At 35.9% G+C, this 18,195-nt stretch carries 13 protein-coding genes, 1 tRNA gene and 4 pseudogenes; 7 read left to right on the forward strand and 11 right to left on the reverse strand.

Annotated features, from left to right (window positions below):
• Positions 1 to 114: 114 nt before the first annotated feature.
• Together ABWU73_RS01540 and ABWU73_RS01545 are read right to left on the reverse strand one after the other, a co-directional pair.
• The gene (locus ABWU73_RS01540; RefSeq protein ID WP_065095234.1) at positions 115 to 333 is read right to left on the reverse strand and encodes a transposase; all 219 of its coding nucleotides are present in this window, start codon (positions 331 to 333) and stop codon (positions 115 to 117) included.
• 266 nt (positions 334 to 599) lie between these two features.
• Positions 600 to 1,421: pseudogene (locus ABWU73_RS01545) on the reverse strand (IS982 family transposase).
• Positions 1,422 to 1,554: 133 nt separating this feature from the next.
• Here ABWU73_RS01545 and ABWU73_RS01550 point away from each other — a divergent pair.
• The 3 genes and pseudogenes from ABWU73_RS01550 to uvrB all read left to right on the forward strand — a co-directional run.
• A pseudogene (locus tag ABWU73_RS01550) lies at positions 1,555 to 1,791 on the forward strand (transposase); the annotation flags it as partial.
• Between the two features lie 42 nt (positions 1,792 to 1,833).
• A protein-coding gene (locus ABWU73_RS01555) for an IS5 family transposase (RefSeq protein ID WP_156518237.1) occupies positions 1,834 to 2,597 on the forward strand; the annotation gives its coding sequence in 2 pieces (ribosomal slippage) (positions 1,834 to 2,188 and positions 2,188 to 2,597; 765 coding nt in all).
• A gap of 475 nt (positions 2,598 to 3,072) precedes the next feature.
• The gene (uvrB, locus tag ABWU73_RS01560; protein WP_264329648.1) at positions 3,073 to 4,980 is read left to right on the forward strand and encodes an excinuclease ABC subunit UvrB; all 1,908 of its coding nucleotides are present in this window, start codon (positions 3,073 to 3,075) and stop codon (positions 4,978 to 4,980) included.
• 180 nt (positions 4,981 to 5,160) lie between these two features.
• On the opposite strand, the gene ABWU73_RS01565 is transcribed toward uvrB, so the two are convergent.
• The 9 genes and pseudogenes from ABWU73_RS01565 to ABWU73_RS01605 form a co-directional block, all read right to left on the reverse strand.
• Entirely contained in the window at positions 5,161 to 7,986 is a 2,826-nt protein-coding gene (locus tag ABWU73_RS01565; RefSeq protein ID WP_341811041.1) for a hypothetical protein, read from the reverse strand.
• Between the two features lie 30 nt (positions 7,987 to 8,016).
• Positions 8,017 to 8,238 carry a hypothetical protein gene (locus ABWU73_RS01570; protein WP_264329650.1) on the reverse strand — a complete coding sequence of 74 codons (222 nt, stop codon included), beginning with the start codon at positions 8,236 to 8,238 and terminating at the stop codon, positions 8,017 to 8,019.
• A 326-nt stretch (positions 8,239 to 8,564) separates the two neighbouring features.
• Positions 8,565 to 9,956, reverse strand: a complete 1,392-nt coding sequence (locus ABWU73_RS01575) for a hypothetical protein (RefSeq protein ID WP_265017886.1) — start codon at positions 9,954 to 9,956, stop codon at positions 8,565 to 8,567.
• Between the two features lie 397 nt (positions 9,957 to 10,353).
• Positions 10,354 to 11,074 (reverse strand): annotated as a pseudogene (locus ABWU73_RS01580) (hypothetical protein); the annotation flags it as partial.
• Between the two features lie 77 nt (positions 11,075 to 11,151).
• Positions 11,152 to 11,256: pseudogene (locus ABWU73_RS01585) on the reverse strand (WPE palindromic element domain-containing protein); the annotation flags it as partial.
• A 117-nt stretch (positions 11,257 to 11,373) separates the two neighbouring features.
• Positions 11,374 to 12,867: a DegQ family serine endoprotease gene (locus ABWU73_RS01590; protein WP_264329652.1), complete on the reverse strand. Its 1,494-nt coding sequence runs from the start codon at positions 12,865 to 12,867 to the stop codon at positions 11,374 to 11,376.
• 3 nt (positions 12,868 to 12,870) lie between these two features.
• Positions 12,871 to 13,743 (reverse strand): protease modulator HflC, encoded by an 873-nt coding sequence (gene hflC, locus ABWU73_RS01595; RefSeq protein WP_010962867.1) that lies wholly within the window; start codon positions 13,741 to 13,743, stop codon positions 12,871 to 12,873.
• Between the two features lie 2 nt (positions 13,744 to 13,745).
• Positions 13,746 to 14,780 carry an FtsH protease activity modulator HflK gene (hflK, locus tag ABWU73_RS01600; protein WP_010962866.1) on the reverse strand — a complete coding sequence of 345 codons (1,035 nt, stop codon included), beginning with the start codon at positions 14,778 to 14,780 and terminating at the stop codon, positions 13,746 to 13,748.
• Positions 14,781 to 14,862: 82 nt separating this feature from the next.
• Positions 14,863 to 15,078, reverse strand: coding sequence for a hypothetical protein (locus ABWU73_RS01605; protein WP_264711420.1), 216 nt, complete (start codon positions 15,076 to 15,078; stop codon positions 14,863 to 14,865).
• Positions 15,079 to 15,233: 155 nt separating this feature from the next.
• Between ABWU73_RS01605 and walE1 the strand changes: the two genes are divergently transcribed.
• From walE1 to ABWU73_RS01625, 4 genes are all read left to right on the forward strand, one after another.
• Complete coding sequence (walE1, locus tag ABWU73_RS01610; protein WP_265017756.1) at positions 15,234 to 16,757, forward strand: actin bundler; 1,524 nt, start codon at positions 15,234 to 15,236, stop codon at positions 16,755 to 16,757.
• A 441-nt stretch (positions 16,758 to 17,198) separates the two neighbouring features.
• Positions 17,199 to 17,534 (forward strand): divalent-cation tolerance protein CutA, encoded by a 336-nt coding sequence (gene cutA / locus ABWU73_RS01615; protein ID WP_253303679.1) that lies wholly within the window; start codon positions 17,199 to 17,201, stop codon positions 17,532 to 17,534.
• Positions 17,525 to 17,599, forward strand: a tRNA-Gln gene (locus ABWU73_RS01620). Before cutA ends, ABWU73_RS01620 begins: the two co-directional genes overlap by 10 nt.
• Before the next feature lie 18 nt (positions 17,600 to 17,617).
• Positions 17,618 to 18,193 carry a hypothetical protein gene (locus ABWU73_RS01625; RefSeq protein ID WP_010962863.1) on the forward strand — a complete coding sequence of 192 codons (576 nt, stop codon included), beginning with the start codon at positions 17,618 to 17,620 and terminating at the stop codon, positions 18,191 to 18,193.
• Positions 18,194 to 18,195 lie beyond the last annotated feature (2 nt).

The raw sequence follows: 18,195 nt of genomic DNA on the forward strand, positions 1-18,195 counted from the left end.
AAGTTCTTGCTTGTCCCTTCCATCGGCATTGCTATCTTTATTTTCAATAAAATTATTGTCCTATGCTCTTTTGATGTTTATTGATAATAAAATTCTGTTTTATCAACCAACATCCTATGCATAATTACAGCTAATTTTCTTGCTACTGCTACAATTGCTTTTTTCATTCCTTTTTTCTTCGCAACCCCAGTTTTTTAATTTAAATGTCCTCTTGGTAACTGTAAGCATTGTTTGTGCAGCTTCATATAACATACTTCTACATTCCGCTGGTCCCATCTTTGATATGCTGCCATGCCGATCAACTTCTCCAGAAGAATATTGCCTTGGTGTCAACCCTATATACCCCCTTACTATTACCCACAAATATAAATGTTTGTTGCATAGCTCTTAATGGCATAACTTTTGCTTGAAATAACTGTTTATATGGTGCAATTTACAGCTTTTAGTTGCTAAAATTATAACTCTTAGTTTAATAATTTTAATCTAATAAGCTTTCAGGTTAATAAAATTAAATTATTTGAGTAAATACAATACTATGTTTTTATTTGTGGGTAATAGTAAGATATACCCCAGTTGCGGATTAGCCAACGAAGTAAAGCTTAGAAATGCAGCGGCTGCATGGAATATGAAACAAGCGTAGAAAAAATGTGTACCAAAAAATTTATCGGTGATCTGTGGCGAGTATGCTCAATCTCAAATTTGTTTTTCAGAGAGCCAAAAACTGTCTCAATAATCGATCTTTTTCTTAACAAAATCTTCTCATTTAGCGCCATTAATGAGTTTTTCATACCCTTTTTTATACTGGTTACAAGCTTTAACCCTCTATCGAATAATTCGTGAAAAAGATCTTTTTTGATATATCCTTTATCTCCAAACAATAATCCAGTCAATTTCTTAGTTAAATTTGGCACAGGTATCAACGTTGCCTTTTATCACCGTAACCCCTTGAATTTCGCCAGTTTCATTGATTACTAGATGTACCGAAAAACCACCCATAAGTAGTCTTTCCAATCTTTGCCAACCCTTTGAAAACTTTGTTTCTCGAGGTCCTTTTTGGATGGCAAACAGCGATAGATGTTGCATCTATGTACGAAATCCCTGTCACTTTTGACTGTTCGCAAAACCATTGCATTAAGAGCGCTAAATACCATAAAACCCGCGATTTTAGCCTGATAAACCTACTATAGGATGGCAATTTTGGAAACGCTGATTCGTATAATAATTTCAAATAATGCACATAGAAAATTTTAAAATTGTCGCACTTGATATAGCAATATTATGGTAAAAATCTCTGAATGCGTAATCTCTGGCGTCCTGGTTGGTTTTTTGCCACTTGGTAGAAGTTTTTCTGCAAAATTTTCATCGACTGTATTGCAAAAATCATCGACTATACAAAAGATTTCTGTTACTTTCTCTTTCATTGGTAACCTCCTATTTTAGGAATGAATATCAAATACCTCGGAGTTTACCCTATTTCCTTACCTTTTCTATTTTTTCTAATTTACAACTGGGGTTAGCAGTGCTGTGAGAATGGTTGAAAGCGCAAAAGAAAACCTCTCGGAAGTTAAAAATATACTGGTCGATGCAGGTTATACAGGAGAAAATTTTGCAACTCAAATAAAAACGATTATTGGAGCAACTGTAGAAGTAATAAAACGAAGTGAATTACATTCCTTTGCTGTATTGCCACAAAGATGGGTTGTAGAGCGATCTTTCGCTTGGTTAGAAAAATGCAGACGATTGTGGAAAAATTGCGAGCGAAAACTTAGAACCTGTCTTGAAAGGGAATAAAGAAAAGAGTATGATGAGGTAAGCAAAAAATAGGAGGGTAAATTGTATCCAAGTGATATAAGTGACAAGGAATGGGAAATTTTAGAGCCCTATGTTGCACAAGGAGCGATAGGACGACCAAGAAAACATAACATCAGAACAATTATTAATGCAATAAGGTATATAATGAGGGGTGGTTGCCAGTGGAGAATGCTACCAAAGGATTTTCCCCCATGGAAAACGGTGTATGACTATTTTATCAGGTGGCGTAATAATGGAAAATTGAAAAAAATACATGACATGCTAGTAAAAGAGGTAAGAAAAATGGTTGGTAAAAATGAAACACCTTCAGTAGGTATAATTGACAGTCAATCAGTGAAAACGACTCAAAAAGGGGATCAAGAGGATATGATGCCGGTAAAAAAATAAAGGGTAGAAAACGCCATATTATTGTAGATACACTAGGTCTTGTAATTACTGCAGAGGTACACAGCGCAAGCATTCAGGATCGTGATGGTGCTACCAATCTTTTTATTCAAGCTAAATGCAAAGCTCCAACATTACGTAAGTTTTTTGCTGATCAAGGATACAAAGGTAAATTACAAAATCGATGTTTGTTGGAAACTGGATGTTTGCTAACGATTACCAAGAAATTGGTTGATACAGGATTTCAGGTTATTCCTAAACGTTGGATTGTAGAACGAACCTTTGCTTGGCTTTCCAATTTTAGACGCATGAGCAAGGATTACGAGCATTCTCCTCTTACTTCAAAAAACAATATCTTATTTAATATGATTACTTCTATGCTTACTAAATTAGCTGCTTAACTCCTTTCAAGACAGGTTCTTAACACTAGCCTACAAATGGTCGTTCTTTCCTTCATTTCTCTTCTATTGAGAAGATTTTAAACAGGTTCTAAATCTTTATTTTAAAAATGTCATATTGACCACCGGTACCTGAAAATACTATTCCAATTGATCAGAGCTATCCATTTCCTTAATTTTTGTAACGTTGTCATAGGAGTACTATAATTTAGTATCAACTATGTTTTATTGTTTTTGCATCTAAAAAAATTTAGCTTATTCAAGCAGCATTTTGCCTTTTTTTGGATGTAGGGATTTTTAAGGAATTGTCTTCTTGAATTCTATGGTATTTTGTTTAGCATTGAAACAAGATTCCAGTGTCAGCTACTTGCATGACATTGTTGGTTAATGTTTTATGGCTTTACGATAGCTATACAACTTATCTTAAAAGCAATATAGTGTTTACTATACAATGAATCAAAGATAGTAAGTAAAGTCTATGGAATTTCAAATCGCTACACATTTTCAACCGGCTGGGGATCAACCACAGGCAATCGATAGCTTAATTGCAGGGCTAAATAGCAATAAAAGAGATCAGGTTTTGCTTGGAGTTACTGGTTCTGGGAAAACTTTTACTATGGCAAATGTTATTGCAAGGACAAACAGGCCTGCATTAATTATGGCACACAATAAAACTTTAGCAGCACAGCTTTATGAGGAAATGAAAGGATTGTTTCCCCATAATGCTGTTGAATACTTCATTTCTTATTATGATTATTATCAACCTGAAGCCTATTTACCACAAACTGATACTTATATCGAAAAAGATTCTGCAATTAACGAAAGAATTGAGATGCTGCGTTATTCCACCGTCTGCTCCCTTTTGGAGCGCAGGGATACGATCGTAGTTGCCAGTGTTTCCTGCATATACGGTCTTGGTTCGCCTGAGAGCTACCGCAGCATGATCATACCGCTTAGTGTTGGAAATAAAATTCGTATTAATGATTTCCTGAGCAACTTAACTGATCTTCAATACAAGCGCTCTGATGCCAGGTTTGAGAGAGGATATTTCAGAGTGCGCGGCGATATTGTTGATATATTTCCTTCCCATTATGAAAATAAAGCTTGGCGTTTATCGTTATTTGGCGATGAAATAGAAGAAATTTCTGAAGTTGATGCTATAACGGGCAATGTTACCAAAGGCGTAAATAAAATCACCATTTTTCCAAATAGCTATTACATAACCCCACGTGAGGCTTTGTTGCAGGCAATTGAACTAGTCAAAAAAGAGCTGCATGAACGCTTGGATTATTACTACTCGCGAAACAAGATTGTTGAAGCAAAGCGCCTCGAGCAACGCACTAATTTTGATATCGAAATGATGAGAACAACAGGAATATGTAAAGGTATTGAAAATTATTCGCGTTATCTCTATGGAATGGAAGCTGGGGATCCACCACCTACTTTGTTTGAATATTTACCCAAAGACGTAATTTTATTTGTTGATGAGAGTCATGTCACCGTTCCTCAGGTTGGTGCGATGTACAGTGGTAATGAGGCGCGTAAAAAGAAATTGATCGACTATGGCTTCAGGCTCCCTTCCGCTTTTGATAATCGTCCATTAAAATTTGAAGAGTGGGAGGGAGTTAGGCCGCAGACTGTTTACATTTCAGCCACTCCCGGAAAGTATGAGTTGGCAAAGACCAGTAATGTATTTATAGAGCAAGTTATCCGTCCAACAGGGCTTACGGACCCAATCTGCATTGTAAAACCAATAGAGAGTCAAATTGATGATGTAATTCATGAGGCACAAGTGACAATAGGGAAGGGATTTTGTGTTTTAATCACTACATTGACGAAAAAAATGGCTGAAAATTTAGCTGAATATATGAGTGAATTGAATATGAGAGTGAGTTATTTGCATTCTGATATTGCTGCGCTGGAGAGAATAGAAATTATATACAAATTGAGATCTAAAGAAATCGATGTTTTAGTAGGTGTTAACTTGCTGAGGGAAGGTCTTGATATTCCAGAGTGTGGGTTGGTTGCAATTTTGGATGCTGATAAAGAAGGATTTTTGCGATCGGAAACTTCATTAATTCAAACGATTGGTCGTGCTGCGCGTAATGCTGAAGGTAGAGTAATTTTGTATGCAGATAAAATCACTGGTTCTCTGGACCGTGCATTAAGAGAGACCGAAAGAAGAAGAAAAAAACAAGAAGAACATAATATATTGCACAATATTGTCCCAAAGACTATAATAAAACCTATATCAAACACCTTACAGGAGAGGGCAATAGCAGAACCGAAAGTAAATACTAATAAGGATGATTTGAGAAAGCAAATGATAGAGCATGCTAAAAATTTGGAGTTTGAAGAAGCAGCAAGAATAAAAAAATTATTGTAAGGTTAAGTAATATATGATGCTATGGGCATAGCATGAAAGTGTAAATAATTTTATTGATATCTTTATATTAATACTTTTTAAACATTTAGTACCATGCAATACTTACAATGGACAAGAAAAACCAACACCAGTGCTCTCAGGGTCAGCTAATAAAACACTTAGGTGGCTGAGAGCAGTGGATTAGGTACGACTGTTAACTTTTTTCTCCTGCAAGTATTGCTCGATCTTAGTAGCATCCATTTTAGTTCTAACAGTGGAAGTACTGGAGTTCGATGAGACTGACGACCTACCACTAGCTTCTAGTTCATCTTCATCACTTCCAGTATCACTAGTCGATTTTTGTGAAGACGATCCTGAATAACAACCACTATCTGCAAAACTTGTAGAAGCGTTACCACCAACTTTTTGTAAATCTGAGAGTAGTTGCTTTCCCTCCTTCTCAGGAGAAGAAAGGAGTAAGTTTAGCTTCTTTCTCCCACCAGGAGTATACAGCAAGTATTTTAACTGTGCATCCTCAAGAGAGTTGGAATCTAGTTTCTTCTGCAGCTTAGGACAAAGAAATGGGCGTAGTTCCTTCTTCTCGTCATTAGTAAGAGGTTTTTCTTGAGAAGAAGCCACTTTTGAGAGTGAAGAATTACGGTGAAGCCATTTTGCTAATTTGTCACGAAATGAACGGTGTGACATATTTTTAGGTTCTACACGAGAACAAATAAGTAAGGATATTATATTGCCTGCCTCAGGAGAGAAAGGTTTGGATATTTGCTCTCCCTCAGGAGACAAAAGTAAGGGTAATCGCTCCTTCCCTTCAGGAGAAAGAACTAAAGGTATCGTCTTTTGCCCCTCAGGAGAAGGTGAAAACAGCAGCTCTTTTCCCTTAGGAGAAAAAAGTGAATGCAGTTGTTGTTTATTCTCAGAAGAAAAAAGCGAGCATAGTTGCTTATTCCCCTCAGTAGAAAAAAGAAAGTCTAGTAGGTTTTCCTGTTCACGAGGATCCGAAATCGAGGATAACTGCTTTCCCGCCTCAGAAGAAAGAAGTAAGGGTAGTTGCTTCTTCCCTTCAGGAGAAGAAAAATAATCTAGAAAACACAAAAAAGCTTTTACTGTTTTATTACTAGCACAAGTAGAAAAATCCGCAAGTGGCAGTGACTGTGGCCGCTTATTGTCTACGGGAGGATTTAGATCTTTCCTTGATTCAGATATCCCTGGAACAGTACTAGTAGTGATAGAAGAATTCGACTGTGGCCGCTCAAGCGACTCGAAACCACTATCTTTAGAAATTTTAGAATTACGGTCCCCGGGCACATTTGGCTTGCTTACGGCATCTTGTGGCAAGGGTTCTGGAATACCACCAAAAGACGTGTTCTCTAGAGACTCTAATATACTAGATTGTCGTACCTTTGATGGAGTGCTACTACCTGAAAACGAATTACTTTCTGACCCTTTCCGGCTACTCGGAGATTCACTCTGTGGCTTTGCTTTAGAACACTCATCGTTACTTTCTAGATCACTTTCATCAGTAACTTGCTGTTTTTCAGGTTCCTCATTAGAAGCCACAGAATTTAAGGACATTGAATCATTCCATGCTGTAGGAGAAGGAATCGATGATGATCTTTTCTGATCCGGAATATTAGCCTCTGTTAGCGTACCTTCACCAGCACTTAGATCTCTAGATATCCCTGGAACACCACAACTAGTTGTAGCATAACTCAGATCTGTCAATGGCCTATCACTCGTTCTAACTGAATTTACATAATTGAGCAACCGCGGTCCTTCTTCTCCTTCTTCTCCTTCTTCTTTTTCTGATCCTTGCCTGGGAGAATCCTTTGATGCTACACTCTGACTACACGTGGGAGACTCCAATTCCATATTTGACAGTTCAGTCGATGGTGATCGCGACAATGCTCGAAAACGAAGCTCAGGGTCAATGGACAATTCATGGTCTTTGTTGATTACAGAGTTTTTTATTATTTTGGTTATCACACAGTGAGAAATGTATGGATTGGAAAAGTCTATGCCATATACCTCACTGCTTCCATTCACTGATAATTTTGCTTGAGTTTTACTATTAAGATCACCAAGCACAACATTATTAAATGTATAATTTAGTTTAAGAGCTTCTTCGTGTGTTAATAATCTAGCTCCTTTATCATCTAGTATAACAGGCACAAGAACTGAGGCGTCTTTCCTACCTAAAGGAGGAGCAAGTATAAAACCATCTATCATCACTTTTGTCACCGAATAAGTAGATCTTATTATCATATTTTTAAATGACTTCACACTATGATCAACATCATTGCCAACTCCAAGGTCCATACCTGTAAGCCATGCCTTATACCGTGTTACACTATCAATAAAACGAGCGTTATCAAAAACATCTTTGATATATACACTATTGTCTTTATCATTAACCTCTAAAGGCTTCTTAGGAACATTTTTATATCTTTCTCTCATCCTTGATAAAAACTTATTCTTAAATTGCTGACTTAATTCTTTATTATCAAATTTAGAACAACACAAATATTTTCCCTTATTAAATGGTACAGTTGTACTGCTAATTTGCATATCTTCTCGAATATCTTTTGCAAGTGAAGAAGCCAAATGAGACTTTAGATTGAAAATTACGCCATCATCTACAGGTGTTACAAACTTAATACTACCTTGTTTATCTACGAACCAATCTCCTTTATAGTTCTTAAGTGGAAAAGATTCAACATCTTTATAGTTTTCAAACGGAAAAGAATTAACATCAAAAATTAGCTTAGCTGTATCCAATATTTCTGCTTTATTACCTTTTTCAATGCCGTAGAATTCACGTATTATCTTCCTTTTTATACTGTCCAGATATCTTCTACACTGATACGTACCCATACTCTTATCAAATGAGACTACAATATAGTCCTCCTTGCCCTTGCTTTGCAGCTTAAAATTAGTTTTAACTGTATTAGAAAAATAATTATGTACATTAAAAGCACTAACCAATGCGCTTACTGTTTCTCTATTAGGCATACCAACCTCCCCATTTTTAAATTACAACAACTATCTTTTATTACTGCTACCAACCCCACTAGAGCTTGATCCACTAATAGAACTGCTAGGCTGATTAGACTGACGTAGCTTCTCTCGTACGTCCTTAAGTGCATCACGATGATCATCAAACCTTGCTCCTTCGATTCGCAGCAATCTCCCACCACCTGGACCTGGATTCTCACGTTTCCACTTTTCAGCATCAAAACCTTTTTTATCATTACCGCTATGCATATTGCCTCCTAAGTAAAAATATTATGTAACTAATATACTAAAAATAAAATTAAGTGCAAGCACTTTTTTATATTTTTTTTCAAAAAATTTCATTCACTCTTTTTCACAAAACACAAATTTCAAGATTCCAGCGTCACGCGCTGGAATGACAAGTCATTGGCAACCCTAAGTTCCCTACGTCATACCGCGATTCATTCGCGGTATCTCAAGCATAGATTCCGCTAACACGTAGCGGAATGACGAACTGTCGACATCTATCTATATGCCCCTGGATTCCAGTACTGGAATGACACCCTTTTTTGTCATCTAAGTATTAGCTATCCCCACTATGGTGTCTTTCCTACTGACTGACCTTCTGCACATTTCTCAACTTTTACATCATTAGTCAATCCTCCTGGTGGTCGAGCATTACTTACAGAACCTTCATTCTCAGCACCATTCCAAGTACCCATGTTAGTAAAATCAAATCCACAATCAGCAACAGAACTTTTAACGGATTGCTCTGAAGCCTTTCTGTCAGACATAGATTTTGGGATAGGTTGGTTCGAAGCTTTTTCGTTAGGAACAGAGCCTTGAGTAGGTTGGTTTGGAGCTTGCTTATTATTATTTTCATCGTGGTTTTTCTTTCTTTTCTTACTACTATCGCATCCATAAACCTCTTTTCTCCCCTGCCCCGTCCCCGTCGTATTCGTTGCAGTCTTTGGAGCAGGTGGACACACCTCTTTCTCCGGCTTCGCTTTCTTCTCTTCTTCCACTTTTGGTTTTACCTCGCGGATCTCCTCCTTTATAACCTCTTTAGGCATTAGTTCTTTCATAGGTTTTGGTAAAAGATCAAGTTCTGGCTTGCTCAGAACAACTGGCCTTACAAATCCTGGTGAAATTTCAAAAAGGAAAACTGGCACTTTAGGCTTTTCTCTTTCATCTACCTTTATTTCTACGTCTTTATGAACTTCTTTATTTTCTTCCTTTAATGATGTTTTTTCTGCTTTTTTATCTTCTTTTTCTGTAGATGCCGCTACCGCAGCCGCCAACTCAACTCCAAACATCTCTGCGAACATTGTAACAATCCATCCGACAACGGCCATTTGTAACCTGAGTTTCAGATCTTGCAATGCAGTTAATCTTTCTAACGCCCTTGCAAACTCTTCTTCTGATAACTCACCACTGCCTAATTTCTCCTGCAATTCTTTTATCTCTTTGTCCAACTTCTGATTGAAACTTAAATCGCGTGCAAAAATCTTCTTGATTAACTCCTTAAGCTTATCACGCAAAAACTTCATTATCGCAGCAATCAGGTTTTTTTCTTTCTTCTCCTTGAGCATTTGGTAGATTTTCGGATCATCTACATCTACTTCAAAAAGGGTAAAGAGAGATTCAAAGAAATTCCAGAAATCTCCGAGTACTCTTCCTTTTTCACCAGTGAAGTAATCCTCATCATCACCTTCTCCGATATGTAGCTCTGCTTGAGATGATATTTCATCGATACAACTAAAAGCCTGACGCTCACACTCGAGCCTCCTGAGCAAATCTTGTCTGGTAAGCTCCTCTATGGCTGCTTTTAGTTCATTTAGCTTCTGCTCTGCAGAGAAATCTTGCTCCCTGATTTTTCCTTGGAAGATTGAGCTACCGTTTCCGTTATTATCTGAAAAATTTTCCATTATTTTTGCCTCCTCAATAAAATTACTGCCTTTGTTGTTACCTGAAAAGCTTTCCACCATTTTTACTTCCTTCATAAAACTTAATAATTTAATTCTACAGTACTAAATATTTAAGAACTATTAATGTAAAGATGTCAATAAAATTATTTACATTTTTACACTATATATATATATTATATCATGTGCTATTTAACCTTTCAATAATATTTTTTATTTTTACTGCTTCTTCAAACTCTAGCATGCGCTTTTCTTAAATTATCCTTATTAATATTTGCTTTTGCCTCTATCCCACTTTTTCTTGTAAAGTATTTGATATAGATTTTATTATACTCTTTGGCATAACATTTGCAACATACTTTATCTATAAATGGAAATTATTATACTTGCAGCTAGACACAATTTGAAATAATTTACACTATAAAGTTAAGGAACGAGATCCCAGATACAAGTGTCTGGGCACTGGGATGACAGGAGGGGGGGTTGGAATGACACCAGTATGGTTATTAATTGAATAAATAACCTCCTTATTTTCAGAAATCATTGGCAAACAAATGTGATGCCATATGTTTTTTGGCTTAGATAAGAGGTGCCCAGTTAAGTCTTCCAGGTGGAGCCTATGCATCACAAGCACAATTACTCCTTTTTTTCTATCGTTGAGTCTCGTTACTAAAGTCTGATCGAACCAGTTTGTGGCACGTTTTCTAAATGTTTCACTCAAAGCTTGAGCAGGGTTAAGCGGATCATCCACAATAATAAAGTCACCACCTTCACCGGTTAATGTTCCTCCAACTGATGTTGCGATTCTGTATCCTCTCTGCACTGTTTGGAATTTATATTTAGTGTTCTGGTCTTTGGATAGTTCTACCTCTGGAAATAGTTCTTTATACCAATCAGATTGCATTATGCACCTGGTATCGAGCGAATGTTTTTCACTAAGCAACTTAGAATAACTTGCAACTATTATTCTTGCAGTTGCCCAGTATCCATGCGGGCCACGCAACACTCATACATATGGACTTCATTGAACGCGGAGGCATATTGAATATTATGCGCCTTACTTCGCCAGCATTCGCTGCTTCCAGCCTGTCTGCTATGACTTTTATGTACTGATAATCATTATACTCACATCCCGGCACCACTGTTTGAAAGCACAGTTCAATGAATTTTAGAAAGTTCATGTTAGACCTCCTATAGTATCACCCAAGTAACCCCTATGGTGTTATCCAAGTGGCCGACACTGGTTCCTTTATGACGGCGTCATGCAAGTAGCTGACACTGGAATCCAGTTTTTATTATACAGCTGCTCAATGTGCTCATTACAGTGAAGTTTCCAGTGTCTGGGCACTGGGATGACATCCTTTGGTTTTTTATATGGTTATGCAAGAAATCTAGTGTAGATTTTAATTTATTTTATAAGATTGAAGTGTTACAGTAGCGAGCTTACAACACTACTGTTTTGTAAATTTAGTGAATAAAATTACTTCTTTAACTTTATTGAAGCGAAAAATTGATTTCCATTGCGGTAAATGAGCAACATTATTGAATCTTTACCGTTTTTCTTTACTGCTAAATCAACTTGTTTTTGAAAATCATTAGTATTTTCTATATCGGTTCCATCTAATTGGATAATAATGTCTCCTTTTTTAATACCACGCAACGTGGCATTACTGTTACTATCTACATTGGTAACTATCACACCTTTTGTAGGTACATTATTTTTACTTTCTTTTGATTCTTTTGGCAGATTTGAAACAGTTAAACCGGTTACATAATCAGATGTTGATTTATTTTCTTCTTGATTGTTATCTTGGCCATCATTTGTAGATTCTCCGATCACAACTTTAATATTAACCTCTTTGCTCTTTCTAAGTAACTTAACTTGCACTTTTTTCTCAGGTCCAGCTCTTGAAACCATTTGAGGTAATTGTGTCATTCTATCGATTTTTTTACCGTCAAATTCTAATAATATATCACCTACTTTAATCCCACCTTTTTCTGCAGGACTATCCTTTACTATACTTGCAACCAATGCGCCTTTTATATCTTTTAAACCTAAGGACTCAGCAAATTCTTTCGTTATAGGCTGAACTTGCACACCAAGCCAACCATGTTTTATTTTTTTGCCACTTTTTAATGTGTCAATAATTGACATAGCTAAATTAGATGGTATGGCAAAACCTATACCCACGTTGCCGCCAGACTCAGATGGAGAATAGATAGCAGTATTAATACCTATAACTTTTCCATTTAAATCAAATAACGGTCCTCCAGAATTACCCCTATTAATTGCAGCATCAGTTTGAATAAATTCATTCATAGTGCCAATACTAATGTCCCTGGACCTTGCAGATATAATTCCTGTGCTTACAGAGCCACCCAAACCAAATGGGTTACCTATTGCCATAACCGTATCACCAACCCTTGCTTTATCAGAATCACCAAATGCAACAGAAGAAAGATCTTTATCAGAATTAATCTTAAGCACAGCAAGATCAGTTCTTGCATCATAGCCTAAAACTTCTGCTTTGAAATAAGTATTATCGTTCATAGTAACTGTGATATCTTGGGCGTTTTTAATAACGTGATAATTTGTTACTATGATTCCACCTTTATCTATAATAAACCCAGAGCCAAGCAACACCACCTCTCTGTTAACACTAGGGCCCCTATCCATAAAAAACTGATCAAAGTGCTCAAAAAACTCTCTAAAATCATCAAAAAAATTATTTCCTGGCATAGATGGAACTCTAGTTTTGCTGTTATTTTCTTGTTTGATGATTTGTTCGCTTGAAATATTTACAACCGCAGGAATGAGTTCTTCCACTAAATCGGCAAGTCCTTGATTACAGTTGCATGCAGTAGTGCTAGCATCAACGACCTTTTTTGCATTCCAATCAAACATATTAGCATACGAAGAAAACGCAATTAGAAAATATGCAAATATAGATAAAATAAATGCCTTACTTTTCATAAATTATTTCCATCCTTTATTTAAAATATCTAAAAAATTATTATTTGGTGAAAGTACAAATTTAGTATTATTTTCGGCAAATGATTTACTGTAAGCGCTCATAGAGCGATAAAAGTTAAAGAACTCTTCATCAACCTTAAATGCCTCATTATAAATTCTAGTTGCTTCAGCATAACCACGGCCCCTTATTTCGTACGATTCTTTTACTGCACTGGAGATAATTTCCCTTTTTAATTTATCAGCTTTTGATCTAACTTCCTGCCCAGCTTGCTCTCCTTCTGCTCTAATTTCTTTTGCTTCTTTTTCCCTTTCAGTTTGCATACGGCGAAATATTGCAGAACTATTTTCTTCTGGTAAATCTGCTCTCTTAATTCTTACATCTATTATTTCTATGCCAAATTTTTCAGCTTCAGAATAAACTCCACGCTGAATCAATTGCATAACCTCTGATCTTTTTTCATTCAACAAACTAATCAACGAGAATCTGCCTATATTTTCTCTTATGTGTGCTTCTATAACTGGATACAATCTTCTAACCAGCCCTGATTCATTCCTCACAGCCTGGTAAAAAGTAACAGGATTTGTTATTTTATATTTTGCATACGCATCTACTATAATACGTTTTTGATCCGCTGTTATCACTTCCCTTGGGATCTTATCAGGACTTAAATCTAAAACTCTTTTATCAAGAAACTCTACACTATTTATGAATGGCAACTTAAAATATAAGCCACTTTCCCTAACATCCCTTACAACTTTACCCAGTTGTATAACTATTGCTTGCTTTGTTTCTTGCACAACAAATATTGAATTAAATAAAACAATCAATAAAACAACAAATACAGAAACAAAAACAATTTTAATATTACTACTCATGGTTATTTTCCTAAATTTGTAAGAGGTAAATAAGAAAACATACCTTTCAGATCATCAGTTACAACAACTTTGTCTACCTTACTGAAAATATTTTCCATAGTTTCAAGATAAATACGATTCTTAACGAGAGAAGGATTCTGTCTATATTCCTCATAAAGAGATAAAAAGCGATTTGCATTACCTTTTGCTTCATTTATTATTTCATTTTCATATGCTTGTGCATCTAATTTTATCTTTATCGCTTCACCCTTTGCTCGAGGTATAATATCATTATTATAAGCATATGCTTCGTTTATAGTACGCTCTTTGTCTGCACGAGCACTTTGTACATCTCTAAACGAACTGATTACTTTTTCTGGTGGATCAATTTTTTTCATTTGAACAGATAAAATCTCTATACCCATTTGGTATCCATCAAGAATCTGCTGCAATAGAATTCTAGTATCTCTAGAAATTTCTGGTCTGCCTTGACCAAGTGCAAAAGAGATCGTATTTTTACCTATTATTTCTCTCATGGCACTTTCAGCAGCATTTTTAACACTGAAACCGGGTTTGTAATCCCGCACTTTGAATAAATAGTCCTTAGCATCTCTAACGCGCCATTGAACCTCGAAGTTAACGTTGACTATATTTTCATCTCCAGTTAGCATCACGCCTTCACCGCGATCTGTATCTCGCCCATAAGAACTACTTACCCCAATTTCTTCACGATTTACTTCCTTAACGTTCACTTTAAAAACCTTGCCAATAGGGTAGGGGAAGTGATAACGCAAACCAGGTGTTTCTGTATTAGAATATTTACCAAAGGTAAGTTCTATACTTTCTTCACTAGGATGGACAATATAAAAGCCAGTGCAAGCATAGAACAGCAAAATAATGAAAATGATGAAATAAGGTTTTTTGCCCCTGTTTCTGGTTAATCCATTAAGAAAGAACCTTATATCAGATACAGCTTTACTTAAAATATCTTCATTATTAGGAGTTTTGTTCCCTACCGGTTTCTTTCCCAGATTCCAAGGATTATTATCATCAAACATAATGATTGATTCTATAATTAATACGCTAATATTACTTCTTTAATAAGAAAATGCAAACATAAATTGCTATTTTATTTACAAATTAATCATCAGGATGGAAAACATGATCGTACACTTCCTTTTCTCTATGTAATATGGTCGACTCTATGGAATTTTCTGGCTTTTTTTTGAATTCTTTGTTGTCACTCTTTAAGTGCACTACGTCTTTGTGAAAATGGGAATTATACCTAAATAGTAAAGCTATTATTATTAAAGTTATAATAGCCAAAAAGATGAGTGTTCTTTTTCTATACTTCATAAATGCTGCAGCTTCTTGACCTAATTTTCTATGTTACCACAAAACACGTCAAGCGAAATTATTTGAAGACAAATAAATACTGGCAATCAATTTAACACTAACTTAAGAATCAAGGAATACAATTATAATATATTTAATTAATAGTGAGGTTTAAAATGTTACATAATGAAAAAAATTCAAATTCTGTTGGAACTCAACAAAACCAACCAGAAGATAGTTTTGATTTGAATAAAACGATGCAAAATCTACCAAATTCAGATATTGCTAATGATCACAAGAAGCTAAAAGAAAGAATGACTGACCTGTTAAAAGGAGATACAGAATTCTCTAAGATGAAACAAGGAGATAAGATTCTTGTAGTAAGTACAGCAAGTGGGTTATTTACGGCAGTACTACCACTTTTGGCAGTTGGTGCAACACTTGCTATACCGGGTGCTATAGTTGGTCTTGCTTTATATTTCGCTGTAAAAGTCGCTGTAAAAGCAGTTCAATCTGGATATAAAGGGCTCAAGTGGTCAGCAGAAAAAACAGTTGATGGGGCGAAATATACTGCTGGGAAAGTTAAGGACGCATCAACATACGCTGCCGGAAAAGTTAGAGATGGTGCTATGCATGTTAAAGATAAGGTGAAAGAAGGTTATGAACATTCAGTAGATTCACTGAAAAAAGGCGCTAGTTTTGTAGGCGAAGGAGTGGCAAATAAGTTCCATAAGGCATCTGGTGAGACGGACTATTTAGATAAGATAAAAAGGTTTACTCCAGATGCAATTAAGAAATCTGACGAAATAAGAAATGATATGAAAGCAATTTTTGCTGATAAAGGAAATAATTCTGGGTTAGTGAAAAATATACTTTCTGGAATATCGTCAGAAATTGATTTAAAAATGGCAGAGAAGGCAAAATCAGGGGAGATTGAACATACTTCTGGATGGCAAGTACAGAAAGAATTCATTAATAATTTAAATGAAAAAAGCTTGCATAACTTGTTAACACAAAGGTCATTACCTAAAGGTAGTTATTTCATCGACAGTGTTTTCTCTGAACATCACGATGAAATTAAGAAGGTTATTAAAGAATGTAGAGAAAATCATTTGTACTCAAGCGTAAGCAATATGTTTGACAGAGCAGAGAAAAAAGCTAACAGGCCTTCTGTCAAAAGTTTAACTAGGTCTGTGTCATCATCATTCTCTTCACTGGGAAGAAAAGGCTCTGAACAATCTAACAGCTTGTCAAAAAGCAATTCACTAAATTCTATAGGAACTGAAAGTACTGCTACTGTCTCTGATTCAGATTCTCAGAACTTTGCAACAGTCCGTAGAAGCAATTCATCTAGTAGCTTAACTCCTAAGCTTACTCCAGTTGCTCCACCAGAACTACCTAGAAGCGCCTCATTGACTAACTTAAATGGACAAAGTTCTTTCAGTGAAGATGTTCTCAGTGATCCTATTGTGGAGCAAAACCTGGATAGTTTGAGTAACAGAACTCTCACTCACAGTAATTCTACTGATAGTGGAATGGGTTCTGGTTCTTCTACGCTAACAAGAAAACAAGTTCTTCCTTTAAAAGAAGAATTTGACAGAGAACTCGAAGAAAAGTTGGCAAAACGACGCGCATCTCTAGATCAACCTAGTGCAGAACCTGTCAACTCAAGAGCTACAGCAACTCCAGGAACAGTGTAATAAGTAAAACTTCTACCTTCTCCAAAAGGATGTTACTCAATGAGTAACGTCCTTTTTTTGTTTTTAAACTATAGAAAAATCCTAGATCCCAGCGGTATGCGTACAACCGTATGAACATTGTGATTTCTCTGCTAGGAAAGGTGTCATCCGAGTAGCTGACACTGGGATCCAGGAAAGTTTGCTTGTTTACAAGCAAACTAGCATAGAAAGTGGTTACAACGTTTTCGATGAGATTATATGGAAAACTGGATTCCAGTGTCAAGCACTGGAATGACATCACAGGGGCACTGGGATGACACCTTTACGTTTGAGGCAAACTAGCTATAACACTTAACATACTACCTTTGCAAACAAATGTTCATACAGTACGCGCTGGCGTTATTTTCTCTTGATGAATAAATCTCGGTAGAGTATAGTAGCAATGCATTTATGTAGCTACTAATGAATAATTTAGTTTTGGTTTATACAACTTTTTCAAATTTTGAGGAGGCTAAAACTGTTTCTGAAGAATTGTTAAACGAGAAATTAATTGTATGTGTAAATATATTTCCTGAAGTGAATTCTCTGTATTTATGGAAGGGTGAAATTAACAGTAGTTGTGAAATAGTAGCAATTATGAAAAGCAAAAATGATCAAGTTGATAAAATTGTAGAAAAAATCGAAGCAATGCATTCTTATGATCAGCCAGCTATTGCTGTGATGCCCATAGAAAAAGCAAATAAATCTTTTACTAATTGGGCTAATAGTGTTATTGATGTAAGTAGTATTGGGGTGTAGCCAAGTGGTAAGGCAGCGGTTTTTGATACCGCCACGCGAAGGTTCGAATCCTTCCACCCCAGCCATATTGAAGTGGGTGTGAAATGATATCACTTTTCTATAAATTAAGATTATTGAATTATATATTAGGTAGTCTAAAAGATATAATTGTGAAACTGTTTCTCTTCACAATGTATCTTTACACATTCAGCATTGTGCTCATGTTTCTCAGCAATGGTTTTTGGTATGCTGTAGAATTTTGCTCTTTCAAAAATGCGTTTTACCGTTTGTTTCAATATTGCAAGTGGTATTATGAAAATAGGGAAGATCTCGGTTACGGAATTTCTATTCGAATATTAGTGGCGTTTCTTACTCCGCATTTTCTCTATAAATTATTACTTGGCACAGGCTGGAAGTCCTTTTTAAAGGAAAAGATAATACAGATACTCAACACAAGAAGAAAAAAGGGTAGTGAGTTCAGTAACAGTAGCAAACCAAGTGGCAGTAGTTATAGTGATAAGAATAATTACAGCAATAACAGTGGTAACAATGAGCGTCAAGCTCAAGATGCAAAGCGAAAAGTAAACATGATAAAGCAGCTATTAATCAAAGATATAGAGGCAACTATAGATAGGAGATTGAATTATATTTTTTTCGGTAAAAGGAGTAAACCTCATTAAGT

Origin of the sequence: Wolbachia endosymbiont (group A) of Andrena helvola, from assembly GCF_964028415.1 — a bacterium.
In the GTDB taxonomy this organism is placed as follows: domain Bacteria; phylum Pseudomonadota; class Alphaproteobacteria; order Rickettsiales; family Anaplasmataceae; genus Wolbachia; species Wolbachia pipientis.

What these genes read in the sequence shown, in the direction of transcription:
- uvrB (WP_264329648.1), top strand. Translation starts at nt 3,073, where the DNA reads ATGGAATTTCAAATCGCTACACATTTTCAACCGGCTGGGGATCAACCA.
- ABWU73_RS01565 (WP_341811041.1), bottom strand. Translation starts at nt 7,986, where the DNA reads ATGCCTAATAGAGAAACAGTAAGCGCATTGGTTAGTGCTTTTAATGTA.
- ABWU73_RS01570 (WP_264329650.1), bottom strand. Translation starts at nt 8,238, where the DNA reads ATGCATAGCGGTAATGATAAAAAAGGTTTTGATGCTGAAAAGTGGAAA.
- ABWU73_RS01575 (WP_265017886.1), bottom strand. Translation starts at nt 9,956, where the DNA reads ATGGTGGAAAGCTTTTCAGGTAACAACAAAGGCAGTAATTTTATTGAG.
- ABWU73_RS01590 (WP_264329652.1), bottom strand. Translation starts at nt 12,867, where the DNA reads ATGAAAAGTAAGGCATTTATTTTATCTATATTTGCATATTTTCTAATT.
- hflC (WP_010962867.1), bottom strand. Translation starts at nt 13,743, where the DNA reads ATGAGTAGTAATATTAAAATTGTTTTTGTTTCTGTATTTGTTGTTTTA.
- hflK (WP_010962866.1), bottom strand. Translation starts at nt 14,780, where the DNA reads ATGTTTGATGATAATAATCCTTGGAATCTGGGAAAGAAACCGGTAGGG.
- ABWU73_RS01605 (WP_264711420.1), bottom strand. Translation starts at nt 15,078, where the DNA reads ATGAAGTATAGAAAAAGAACACTCATCTTTTTGGCTATTATAACTTTA.
- walE1 (WP_265017756.1), top strand. Translation starts at nt 15,234, where the DNA reads ATGTTACATAATGAAAAAAATTCAAATTCTGTTGGAACTCAACAAAAC.
- cutA (WP_253303679.1), top strand. Translation starts at nt 17,199, where the DNA reads ATGAATAATTTAGTTTTGGTTTATACAACTTTTTCAAATTTTGAGGAG.
- ABWU73_RS01625 (WP_010962863.1), top strand. Translation starts at nt 17,618, where the DNA reads ATGATATCACTTTTCTATAAATTAAGATTATTGAATTATATATTAGGT.